Here is an 11,855-nt window from a genome sequence, read left to right as displayed (position 1 = left end):
AGGAGCACTGTGATGGCAGACAAGAAGAAGGCCGGGGCGTTCGACATCCGGATCGTGATCGCGACCCTGGTCGGGATCTACGGCCTCGTGCTGACCGTCCTCGGCATCGTCGAGAAGCAGCCCGAGATCGACAAGGCAGCCGGGATCAACATCAACCTCTGGGGCGGCATCGGGATGCTGGTGTTCACCGCCGTGTTCGTGCTGTGGGCCCGGCTGCGGCCGATCGCCGTACCGATCGACTCGGAACCGGCCGACGAGTAGCCATGTCCGTTTGACGAACATCGGCGTCCGGTCGGGTCCTCCCGTCCGGGCGCCGGCGTTCGTAATCTCGAAGTACCCGATCAGGAGGAATTCGAGATGACGATCACGTCTGAGAAACCGGAGCTGGCCACGCTTGCGCAGCAGTACGCCGCCGAGGGCTTCGTGCTGGTGAAAGGCCTGCTCAGCAAGGAAGAAGCAGCGCACTACCGGCAGCGCAGCCACGACCTGCTGGCGCAGCTGAACCGGACCGACGACCCCACCTGGGGCGCCGCCCGGGACATGAGCGAGGCGCCGACGAAGCTGCAGCACCTGCACGACGCGCAGTTCTACGACGCCGAGTTCTCGAAGCTCCTGGTGGACCCGCGGTTCACCGACGTGGCCGCCGCGGTGATGGGTGTGGACGACGTGCAGTTGCACCACACCAAGCTGTTCGTGAAGCCGCCGGAGAACGGTTCGCCGTTCCCGCTGCACCAGGACCACCCGTTCTTCCCGCACACCTACCACCGGGTCGGGGCGGCGATCTTCCACTTCGACGACGCGCCGGTCGAGAAGGGCTGCGTTCGGGTGATTCCGGGCAGCCACAAGGAGGGACCGCGGGAGCACAGCCCGGAGGGGTCGTACCACCTGCTGGAGCCGTCGTTCGACGCGGCGACGCCGCAGCCGGCCGAGGCAGGCGACGTACTGTTCTTCACGTACCTGACCGTGCACGGGTCCGGGGTGAACACCAGTGACGAGGCGCGCACCACCTGGCTGATCCAGTACCGCGACCCGTCGGACCCGCCGACCGTCAAGACGCACGAGTGGTCGCTCGGCCAGGGCATGATGCTGCGCGGAGTCGACCCCACTGGCAGGAGCGCTGTTTGACCCTCCCTTCGACGCTGACCGGTGTTGCCGGCGCGGACCGGTTCGTCGACCTCGCGGGACTACTGGAGTCCTGCGAGGTCGACGGCTTCCGCGCGGACTTCCTCAGCTGGGGTCACTACCGGCCGGAGTACTGGCGCAACTACTGGCACAGCCACTCGTTCCACGAGGTCTGCCTCGCGTACTCCGGTGAGGGCCGCTTCAACAGCGGTACGGCGGAGTACGACGTCGTACCGGGCTCCGTCTTCCTGGCCCGCCCTGGCGACGTGCACGAAATCGAGTCGAGCCGGACGGCGCCCCTGGGCATCGCTTTCTGGGGCTTCACGTTCCGTCCAGCCGCCTCTGCTCCCGGCGCGCCGCATCTCCCCGGTTGGTGGTCCGGGCTCACTCGGGCCGACGGACCGGTCATGTCGGATCGTGCCGGCTCGTTACCGTCCCTCATCACCGCACTCGCGACAGAGGCAGCTGCGCCGATCTCCGGCTACAGCACAGCGCTCGGCGCCCTCGGTGCCACTCTGGTGCTGGAGACCGCGCGAGCCTTCGCCCTGGACGACGACCTAGCCGTGGAACCAGTCCGGCGTGACAGAGGACCGCTGGTCGTCGACGCCATGCAGCGTCATCTCCGCGACAACCTGTCCCGCCCGATCACCGTCCGGGACGTAGCAGCCGCCGCACACCTGTCCGAGCGTCACGCGGAACGCCTGTTCACCCAACAGACCGGCGCCTCCATCATGTCCACGCTGCGCCGTCTCCGCCTCGAGCTTGCCGCCCAGCTCCTCATGGACCACACCCTGTCCATCACCGAGGTAGCAAGAGCCTGCGGCTACTCCGACGTACGTCCGTTCTCCACAGCCTTCAAACGCAAGTACGGCCGGACCCCCGGCAACCACCGCCGCGCCGGCGGCACCGAATTCATCTAGACCGACCGTGGTGACAGAGCGTAGTCAAACGACGTCTGGACAGCGCGTTGAGTCATTGCTCCAATGCATTCAGGCATTCCGCCGTACCCCTGGAGGGGCATATGAGGCATCGACTCAGCCGCATCATCGGCATCTGCGCACTGGCTCTCGGACTGGCTGTCTCGCCCGCCCTGTCCGCCAGCGCGATCACCGGTGGACAACCCGACGGCAACGCGCATCCGAACGTCGGTCTGATCCTGTTCTACCAACCGGACGGACGCTTCCGGTGTACGGGGACGCTCGTCTCGCCGACCGTGGTCGTGACCGCGGCCCACTGCACAGTGGGCACCCTAGGGAAGACCCTGGTGACGTTCGACTCGGTGATCGCCGAGCAGCCGCCGTCGCCGTTCCCGGTCGCTGCCGACCCGGCGAAGGGCTACACGCAGGCTGAGCTCGAAGCGGCCGGCTACAAGTCCGGTACGGCGTACACGCACCCGAAGTACTCCGACTTCACCGACTTGGCCAACTGGAACGACGTCGGCGTGATCGTGCTCGACCGCCCGGTCACGAACATCGCCCCGGCCAAGATCGCGCCCGCCAACTACCTCAACGCCTACCAGCAGCCCAAGCTGAACAGCACGATCTTCCGCTCCGTCGGCTACGGCACGGAGGTCCGCAAGGCCGACTCAGGTCCGCAGAAGCCGACCCCGATGTCGTACCCGCTGCTGCGGCGCTGGGCCGACGAGCCCGGCCAGAAGCTCACCCCGCAGATTCTGCAGGTGAACGGCAACGAGCACGACAACCGCGGCACCGGCGGCACCTGCTTCGGTGACTCCGGCGGCCCGACGTTCCACGGTGGCTACCAGGTGACTGTGACCAGCTACGGCTACACGCAGAACTGCCGCTACCTCGACGGGCTGCAGCGGATCGACATCAAGGTCGTCCAGGACTGGCTGAAGACGTTCGGCGTACCGATCGGCTGACAGCACCCGGTGCCGCGGCTGTCTCGGACGGTCGCGGCACCGGTGCTAAAGTGGTCCTATGCGAGTGAGCCTGCTCCTTAGTTAGCCGTGCTGGCATCCAGGCGCCGAAGCGCCGGTCAGTGCGGCGTCCCCTCCTGTGCGAGGGGCTTTTTTATGTCCAGGGGTGCCTTCTGGCACATTTAGGCTCAACAAACACACGAAGTATGGAGTAGGACCGTGAGCGAGCAGGTGGAGGACGCCCAGATCGACAGGGGCGGCTACGACTTCAACGCCATGCAGGCCAAGTGGCGTCCGGTGTGGGAGAAGCTGGATCCGTTCAAGGCGAAGGACGACGGCTCGGCCGAGCGTCGCTACGCGCTCACGATGTTCTCCTACCCCTCCGGCGACCTGCACATGGGCCACGCCGAGGTGTTCGCGCTGCACGACGTCCTGGCGCGCTACTGGTTCCAGCAGGGGTACGACGTACTGAACCCGATCGGCTGGGACTCGTTCGGTCTGCCGGCGGAGAACGCCGCGATCAAGCGCAACGAGCACCCCGCGACGTACACCTACGGCAACATCGAGACGCAGGCCGAGTCGATCCGGCGTTACGCGCTGAGCTTCGACTGGTCGCGCCGGCTGCACACGTCCGACCCGGAGTACTACCGCTGGACGCAGTGGCTGTTCCTGCGGCTGTACGAGCGCGGTCTGGCGTACCGCAAGGCGTCGTACGTCAACTGGTGCCCGAACGACCAGACCGTGCTGGCCAACGAGCAGGTCGTCCAGGGACGCTGTGAGCGTTGTGGCTGGGAGGTCACCAAGCGGGAGCTGACCCAGTGGTACTTCAAGACCACTGACTACGCCCAGCGGCTGCTGGACGACATGGAACTGCTGCAGTGGCCGGAAGAGATCCTGCTGATGCAGCGCAACTGGATCGGCCGCTCCGAGGGCGCGTTCGCGGACTTCCAGGTGGAGGGCCGCGACGAGCCGATCAAGGTGTTCACGACCCGGCCGGACACGCTGTTCGGCGCCACCTTCATGGTCGTCGCGCCGGACGCGAAGCTGGCCGCCGAGCTGGTCACGCCGGAGCAGCAGACCGCCTTCGACGAGTACCTGACGAAGGTGAAGGCCACCACCGAGATCGAGCGGCAGAGCACCGAGCGCGAGAAGACCGGTGTCTTCCTGGGCTCGTACGCGATCAACCCGGTGACCGGCAAGCGGATCCCGATCTGGGCGGCCGACTACGTGCTGGCCGACTACGGCACCGGCGCGATCATGGCGGTCCCCGGCCAGGACACGCGGGACTGGGAGTTCGCGGAGAAGTTCGACCTGCCGATCGTCCGCACTGTGCAGCCTCCGGCTGACTTCGACGGGAAGGCCTTCACCGGCGAGGGCGCCGCGATCAACAGCGCCAACGACGAGATCAGCCTGGACGGTCTGGAGATCGCCGACGCCAAGTCGCGGATCATCGACTGGCTGGAGAGCAAGGACCTGGGCGAGCGGACGATCAACTACCGCCTGCGCGACTGGCTGCTGAGCCGCCAGCGGTACTGGGGCTGCCCGATCCCGATCATCCACTGCCCGTCCTGTGGCGAGGTCCCGGTCCCGGACGACCAGCTGCCGATGGAGCTGCCCGACCTGCGTGGCGCCGACCTGCAGCCGAAGGGTGTGTCGCCGCTGGCGGCGGCCCGCGAGTGGGTCGAGGTCGACTGCCCGAAGTGCGGTGGCAAGGCCGAGCGTGACACCGACACGATGGACACGTTCGTCGACTCGTCGTGGTACTTCCTGCGCTACCTGTCGCCGGAGTACACCGACGGCCCGTTCGACCAGGCCACCGCCGAGCGGTGGATGTCGGTGTACCAGTACGTCGGCGGCAAGGAGCACGCCGTACTGCATCTCCTGTACGCGCGGTTCTTCGTGAAGGCGCTGCACGACATGGGCCTGCTGAGCGTCGTGGAGCCGTTCACCCGGCTGCTGAACCAGGGCCAGGTCATCAACCAGGGCAAGTCGATGAGCAAGTCGCTGGGCAACGGCGTGAACCTGGGTGACCAGATCGACGAGTTCGGTGTCGACGCGGTCCGGCTGACCATGGTGTTCGCCGGTCCGCCGGCGGACGACATCGACTGGGCCGACATGTCCCCGGGCGGCTCGCTGAAGTTCCTGCAGCGGGCCTGGCGGCTGGCCGGAGCGGTCGAGTCGCCGGTCGGCTCGGACCCCTCGACCGGTGACGTCGAGCTGCGCAAGCTGACCCACCGGACGGTGGCGGACGCGGCCGAGCTGATCGACTCGCACCGGTTCAACGTGATGATCGCCCGCGTCATGGAGCTGGTGAACGCGACCCGGAAGGCGATCGACTCCGGTCCCGGTGCGGCCGACCCGGCGGTGCGCGAGGCGGTCGAGGCGGTGGCGATCGTGCTGAGCCTGGTCGCGCCGTACACGGCCGAGGAGATGTGGGAGGAGCTGGGCCACGAGCCGACCGTCGCCAAGGCGGGCTGGCCGAAGGTCGACCCGGCGCTGCTGGTCCAGGACTCGGTCACCTGCGTGGTGCAGATCGCCGGCAAGGTGAAGGACCGGCTGGAGGTCGCGCCGGACATCTCCGACGCCGACCTGGAACAGCTGGCGCTGGCGTCCGAGGCGATCCAGAAAGCGCTGGACGGCCGCGGCACCCGCAAGGTGATCGTGCGGGCGCCCAAGCTGGTCAACATCGTCCCCGCCTGATGGATTCGGTTCTCCTGGATCTCAACACCGGTGCTCGTGAGGTCGTCCTCGACCTCACGAGCCGGTGTGACCAGTTCGTCTCCGGTCGCGGTGACGGCCTGCTGCACGTGTTCGTGCCGCACGCGACCGCCGGTATCGCGATCCTCGAGACCGGCGCCGGCAGCGACATCGATCTGCTGGCGGCGCTCGAGGACCTGTTGCCGCGCGACTTCGAATGGCAGCACCGGCACGGCTCACCCGGACACGGTCGCGACCACGTGCTGCCGGCCCTGATTCCGCCGTACGCGACCGTGCCGGTGCTGAGGGGCCGGCTGACGCTCGGGACCTGGCAATCGATCTGTCTGGTCGACACCAATCGCGACAATCCCGACCGGCATGTCCGGCTGTCGTTCCTGGCCGGTTAGTGGACTACCCGGTAACAAGCATTTCCGGGATTTTGGTGACTTATCGTGATGTTGCCGATCGCGTTACGTTTGCGAAACACGACTCCGCTTGAATTGTCGCCATGGCTGCCCTTGACACGCTGCGCGACGTCACCACTGAGCTCCTGGTTCGCGCCACCCGCGGCATTTCTGTCGGCAGCCTGCTGAATGCCGACTCGGGCCGCGCGGATACCCGCGCCCGGATCGACGACTGGGCCGGCGTGCTTTCCCTGTACGCCCCCGAAAATGAATCCCGCTCGGTTCGTGCGACTGCTTGAAACGCGCATTTCTGAGTTCGCAGGGATTTCTCCGGGCCGCCGAATCCGTTGCCAGAGTCAACGAATGGTGTGACCCAGGCCGCATCCCGCACGCCGATCACCTCCGGCGAGTTCCCGTCCGTCACGCTATGTTGTGTCAGGAACGTGAGGCCTAAGAGGGGTGACAGGCTGTGTCGGACACGGATGGCCGGGCGGACGGTCGGCGAGGTTTCGCCGATCTGTTGCTCGACTTGAGGGTCCAGGCCGGCCTCTCCCAGGAGGAGCTGGCCGACCGGGCCGGGCTGAGCGTCCGGTCGATCCGCGAGATGGAGGCCGGCCGGGTCGCGCGCCCGCGCAAGGACTCCGTCCGCCTGCTCGCCTCGGCGCTCGGTCTGCGGCCCGACGACACCGATCACTTCCTCGCGGCCGCGGGGCATGGCTCGGTGCGTCCCGTCGTACGAGCGGTGGCGCCGTCGCCGCCGGTTGTGTCGGTCGCGGACGCCGTACCGACCGGCCTGCGCTGGCGTGGCACCCGCCCGATCCCGGACGGTCTCGTCGGTCGTGAGCAGGAGCTGTTCGAGCTCGAGTCGCTGCTGCGGCAGAACCGGCTCGTCACGCTCGTCGGCCCCGGCGGGGTCGGCAAGACCGAGCTGGCGCTCGCCGCGGCCGACCGGTTCTCGGGCGCCGACACGACCGTCGTGGTCGTCGACCTCACCACCGTCCAGCGTGATGCCGCCGTACCGTCGGCGATCCTGGACGCCTTCGGCACAGCACCGGGTACGTCGGACCTCGACGACGTACTGTCCGGACGTCGGCCCGGCGACCTGGTGATCGTCGAGGACAACGCCGAGCACGTCCTCGACGGCGTTGCGACGGTTGCCAACCGGATGGTCCGCAGCTTCCCGGGGATCGGTGTGCTGGTCACGTCCCGGATCCCGCTCGGCCTGCCGGACGAGGTGGTACGTCGCGTGCAGGTGCTCGGCGTACCGGCCAACGACGAGGACTTCGAGGCGATCGCGGCGTCGCCGGCGGTCGAGATGTTCTGCCGCCGCGTCGCGCGGGTGCGGCCGGGCTTCACGCTGGCCCCTTCGAATGCCCCGACTGTGGCGCGGCTGGTCAGGCGACTGGACGGCCTGCCGCTCGCGCTGGAACTGGCAGCCGCGCGGGCCGGGTCGCTGTCGGTGGAGGCGATTCTCGCTGCGCTCGACGACCGGTTCCGGTTGCTGTCCGGTCCGCGGCGGTTCGGTGCGCCGCATCAGCGGACGCTGGCAGACACCATCGCGTGGAGCGTCGACGCACTCTCGGACCCGGCGCGGCAGCTGCTGTACCGGGCGTCGGTGCTCGGTTCACCGTTCACGCTCGAGGCTGTCGCGGGTGTCTGCACGGGCACTCCGATCGACGAGAGCGACGTACCGATGCTGCTCGCCGAGCTGGTGGAGAAGTCGCTGCTGCAGCCGGTGCACGAGTTCGAGCAGTTGTACGGCGCGCGGTACAAGCTGCTGGAGACGATCCGGGAGCACGCGTACGCCGGGCTGTCGTCGCGGGGCGACGACCTCATCGAGTTCCGGAACCGGGCGGTCGAGTGGTGTACGACGTACGTCTCGGGGCTCGAGGGCGCCTGGTCGTCACCGGATCGCGACCGGCGGTACCGGGCGGCGCATGCGAACTCGGCACTGTTCGAGGTGGCGCTGGAGCGAGCGGGCGAGCTGGGGGAGTGGGACACCGCGGCGCGAATCGTGCTCGGGTTCCGGATCGCGTGGCAGTACCAGGCGAGCGTCGCCGAGAGCGGGATCCGGTGGGCGACGCTGTGCGCCGAGAACGTGTCCGACAAGGAGACGAGCGGGCGGCTGCTCGCCATCGCCGGCCGGCTGTCCAGTCTGACCGGTGACATCCGTGGTGCGCGTCGGCACTACGAGGAAGCGCGTACGCGGATCCCGGGCGAGACGGAGATGGGTCTGGTCGCCCGAGGCGGCTGGGTGTCGTCCGGGTCGCACCTGCTCGATACACAGAGCCTGGCCGAGATCCCTGCGCTGGTAGATGACGCTCGCAAGCATGGCGACGTACAGCGGTCTGCCACCGTGCAGGCGACCTGTGGACTGGCGCTGCTGCGGTGGGGTCGTTTGGTGGAGGCCAAGGAGCTCCTGCTTGCGTGGGAGGCCGCGCTGGTCAATCCGGGTGTCTACCCGGACGAGATCGCGTACATGGCACTCAGCCGCGTCGACCTGGAGCTGGGGAACCTGTCCGGCGCCCGTCACTGGGCACAGCTCGCCCGCGACAGCCAGGCGTCGGACGACCCGGAGCGCACCAAGGTCGCCGGGTGCCTCGCGATGGTGGAGTACCACGACGGGCGGTACGACGAGGCGCGGGCTCTGCTCGACCAAGCCGACGCCGACATCCGCGGGCACCGTGGGTACTTCGACTACCTGGTGATGCTCTACCGCTCCCGGCTGGCTCGTGCCGCCGGTGAGGCCGAGCAGGCGCGCCTGACGATCCTGGACGCGCTGAACCGGCTGCTGCTCGAAGGGCGGGTCGTCTACCTGCTCGAAGTACTGCCGGAAGCTGTGGCGGTGCTGCACGCACTGGGACGCTCGGACGCCGGAGACGCTGTATGCGGCCAGTTGCTGGCCTGGCAGGAGTCGATGGACCCGCCGATGCTGCCGACCGCGTGGGCGGTCCTGCAGGAGTCCTGCGAGAGCGCATCGGTCGCGGACGGGTGGCCGGAGCCGGACCCGTCGGCCGCCGTACAGCGGCTGGCCAACGACGTACTCGCTGCGCTTTCGTCGCCGCTTCTATGACGCGGATCTGCTGAAGCTGCCGGGTAACTGCCGGTTGTTCTGCCTCGTCCTGACATGGCTGCCGGACAAAGAATTACAGCCGTAGGGCAGGTTCCACGAAGCAGAGACCGACACCGGTTACGGCAGCGAAAGGGTGGTGAACCATGAAGAGGCCATGGCACACCGCTCAACTGCCTCGCCCGGCGAAGGCGACGCGGAGGGCCTCCGGTGGCTGGTTGGTGGGGGCGCCGACCGGCGGCCGAGAGCTCCGGAGTGCTGTGAGTGTGGATCTGTCCTGCCTGTACCGGGCGCGGTGCACCGTCAGGGCACTGCTTCCGGGGCGGGGTCCCAGCACAGGGTCAGGCACACGAGACAGGGGACGAGTGTCACGACCCGGTTGGCGCGGGTACCGGTGGGTTTGGTCACCCACCGGCGGGCCGGCCGCTGGGACCTCCCGGGACCTCGACGAGCTCGCGGTCAGGCCGGTTCGCACGGAGCCGGATACGGGGAGTAGCTCGCCGAGGACCCACCAACTTCGGCTGACAACCAGGGGGAGTCAGCAGAACGAGCCGGGCTGGTGACGCACAGGGGACGTCAGTAGCCCGGCACAACCAAAGCGAGGTGAAGGCCCCGGGAGGGGTGGTCTTCACCTCGCTGGTGTTTCCAGCACAGCCGACTTGTCGAACGCGTAGCCGACCATCCACGAAGGCTGGAGGCGGCAGTAGACGATGTCGTCGCCCCAGCTCGACGGCGAGCTGCCGTAGTGGTTGGTGAGGTGCTCCTCGATCTCGGCGAAGTCCGGGTGGTCCGCGGTCAGGAACTCGACGTTCCCGTGGCTGAACACCCCGATCCGCTCGCCGTCGACGTACGAGATGCTCGCCGCCGGCCGCTGCTTCAGGTGCCGCGCCTTCGCCGCCGACGCCGCGGTCGTGAACACCCATCGCGCGTGCAGGAAGTGCCCGTCCACCGCGCTGATCCGCGGCTCACCGCGCGCGGTCACGGTGGCCAGGTTCAGCGTGCACATTCCGGTCAGAACCTGCACCAGTTCCCCCGCGTCCAGCCGCCGCGGCCCCGTGATGATGTTGCGCAGATGCTCCGTCGACCGCTCGTACGCCGCGTCGAGCAGCTCTTGCAACTGTGTGACTTCGCTCGCTGTCTCCTTCATCTTGTCGAGTTTGGCACTGCGCTCGGACATTAACTGTCCGGTAACCTCGCTGCATGGCAGCCCGCGTGCAGGTCGTCACCGACTCCACGGCCGGTCTGTCCACGCACGAGCTGCTCCGCCACCCGCTGACCGTCGTACCGCTCCAGGTCGTGATCGGCGGGACGTCGTACGACGACGGCGCCACCTCGGCGGACGCGGTCGCGGAGGCGCTGAAGACGTTCACACCGGTCTCGACCAGCCGGCCGGCGCCCCAGACGTTCGCCGACACGTACGCCGCGTGCGCCGCGGACGGCGCCGAGGCGATCGTCTCGATCCATCTGTCCGGTGATATGTCCGGCACGTTCGAGGCCGCGATGATCGGCGCCAAGGAGTCCCCGGTCCCGGTCCACGTGGTCGACTCCCGCTCGCTCGCCATGGGCCTCGGGTTCCCGGTCCTCGCCGCGGCCGCCGCAGCCGCCGCCGGCGAGGACGCCATCGCTGTCGAAGCCGCCGCCCGGGCCCGGATGAAGTCCATCTCGTCGTACTTCTACGTGGACACCCTCGAATACCTCCGCCGCGGCGGCCGCATCGGCGCCGCACAGGCTCTCCTTGGTACGGCGCTCGCGGTCAAGCCACTGCTCACCATCAGCGGCGGCCGCATCGTCCCGCTCGAAAAGGTCCGCACCTCCAGCCGAGCCATCGCCCGCCTCGCCGACATCGCCGTCCAACGCGCCGGCGACACCCCCGTCCAGGTCGCCGTCCACCACCTGGCCAACCTGGAAAAGGCCCAAACCCTCGCCGACGACCTAGCCACCCGCCTCCCCCAAGCCGACGAAATAGTCCTCCGAGAAGTAGGCGCCGTAATAGGAGCCCACGTAGGCCCCGGCCTCCTAGCCGTAGTAATAAGCCCCCACTAGCCCCCACTAGCCCCCGCCCCACTAGCCCCGGCCCACTGGCCCCGGCCCACCACCCTCGCCGCCCGCGCTGGCCGCCACCCCCTGCATACGCGCGCCGCGCCCCTGAGCGCGCGGCGCGCCCCGAGCGGGTGCTGTGAACAGGCAGTGGGCCCTGGCGACAGGCTATTTCCTGTCCACCGCCCCCACAGGATGGCGCCCGCCCCACGACCCAGCCGCCGCGGTCCGCCAGCGACCAACGCTCTCACGCGGATGACGAGACTTCGCGTCCGCCACCGCACCCCGACCTGGGTGCTGCGAACAGGCACCGGGCTCTGGCGACAGGCTATTTCCTGTTCACCGCCCCCGCCGGACGTCCCCAGTCCCACGAGCCGGCCAACCTCGCCGCGTCCGGCCAGCGGCCGACGCTCGCAGGTGGACGGCGAGACGTCCGCCTGCGCGCCCCGATCTGGGGTGCGGTGAACAGGCACTGGGCTCTCGGGACAGGCTATTTCCTGTTCACCGCCACCGCGGGATGTTCCCAGTCTCACGAGCCGGCCAACCTCGCCGCGGCCGGCCAGCGGCCGACGCTCGCAGGTGGACGGCGAGACGTCCGCCTGCGCGCCCCGATCTGGGGTGCGGTGAACAGGCACTGGGCTCTCGG

General features: G+C 68.5%; 10 protein-coding genes. 9 read left to right on the top strand and 1 reads right to left on the bottom strand.

Going from position 1 to position 11,855, the window contains the following annotated elements; genetic code table 11:
- The first annotated feature begins 12 nt into the window (after nucleotides 1–12).
- The 8 genes from E0H45_RS28880 to E0H45_RS28845 all read left to right on the top strand — a co-directional run bounded on the left by E0H45_RS28880 (nucleotide 13) and on the right by E0H45_RS28845 (nucleotide 9,175).
- A complete protein-coding gene (locus tag E0H45_RS28880) occupies nucleotides 13–261 on the top strand; it encodes a hypothetical protein (RefSeq protein WP_131343064.1) in 249 nt (82 codons plus the stop codon).
- A 96-nt stretch (nucleotides 262–357) separates the two neighbouring features.
- The gene (locus E0H45_RS28875) at nucleotides 358–1,125 is read left to right on the top strand and encodes a phytanoyl-CoA dioxygenase family protein (protein ID WP_131343062.1); all 768 of its coding nucleotides are present in this window, start codon (nucleotides 358–360) and stop codon (nucleotides 1,123–1,125) included.
- Nucleotides 1,122–2,042: a helix-turn-helix domain-containing protein gene (locus E0H45_RS28870; RefSeq protein ID WP_238155349.1), complete on the top strand. Its 921-nt coding sequence runs from the start codon at nucleotides 1,122–1,124 to the stop codon at nucleotides 2,040–2,042. Before E0H45_RS28875 ends, E0H45_RS28870 begins: the two co-directional genes overlap by 4 nt.
- A gap of 101 nt (nucleotides 2,043–2,143) precedes the next feature.
- Complete coding sequence (locus E0H45_RS28865) at nucleotides 2,144–3,004, top strand: S1 family peptidase (protein ID WP_131343060.1); 861 nt, start codon at nucleotides 2,144–2,146, stop codon at nucleotides 3,002–3,004.
- Between the two features lie 228 nt (nucleotides 3,005–3,232).
- Nucleotides 3,233–5,701: a leucine--tRNA ligase gene (gene leuS / locus E0H45_RS28860; RefSeq protein WP_420323352.1), complete on the top strand. Its 2,469-nt coding sequence runs from the start codon at nucleotides 3,233–3,235 to the stop codon at nucleotides 5,699–5,701.
- On the top strand, nucleotides 5,701–6,105 hold the full coding sequence (locus E0H45_RS28855) for a YjbQ family protein (protein WP_131343058.1): 405 nt from the start codon (nucleotides 5,701–5,703) through the stop codon (nucleotides 6,103–6,105). The genes leuS and E0H45_RS28855 overlap by 1 nt, the downstream gene beginning before the upstream one ends.
- A 101-nt stretch (nucleotides 6,106–6,206) precedes the next feature.
- Nucleotides 6,207–6,401, top strand: coding sequence for a hypothetical protein (locus tag E0H45_RS28850; RefSeq protein ID WP_131343056.1), 195 nt, complete (start codon nucleotides 6,207–6,209; stop codon nucleotides 6,399–6,401).
- 221 nt (nucleotides 6,402–6,622) lie between these two features.
- Nucleotides 6,623–9,175: an ATP-binding protein gene (locus E0H45_RS28845; protein WP_238155348.1), complete on the top strand. Its 2,553-nt coding sequence runs from the start codon at nucleotides 6,623–6,625 to the stop codon at nucleotides 9,173–9,175.
- A 625-nt stretch (nucleotides 9,176–9,800) separates the two neighbouring features.
- On the opposite strand, the gene E0H45_RS28840 is transcribed toward E0H45_RS28845, so the two are convergent.
- Nucleotides 9,801–10,319, bottom strand: coding sequence for a pyridoxamine 5'-phosphate oxidase family protein (locus E0H45_RS28840; protein WP_131343052.1), 519 nt, complete (start codon nucleotides 10,317–10,319; stop codon nucleotides 9,801–9,803).
- A gap of 53 nt (nucleotides 10,320–10,372) precedes the next feature.
- Between E0H45_RS28840 and E0H45_RS28835 the strand changes: the two genes are divergently transcribed.
- Nucleotides 10,373–11,215 carry a DegV family protein gene (locus E0H45_RS28835; protein WP_131343050.1) on the top strand — a complete coding sequence of 281 codons (843 nt, stop codon included), beginning with the start codon at nucleotides 10,373–10,375 and terminating at the stop codon, nucleotides 11,213–11,215.
- The last annotated feature ends 640 nt before the right edge of the window (nucleotides 11,216–11,855 follow it).

It is taken from the genome of Kribbella soli (assembly GCF_004331345.1).
Classification (GTDB): domain Bacteria; phylum Actinomycetota; class Actinomycetes; order Propionibacteriales; family Kribbellaceae; genus Kribbella; species Kribbella soli.
The sequence above is the reverse complement of the archived record's forward strand: the minus strand, read 5'-3'. Positions and strand labels throughout refer to the sequence as shown.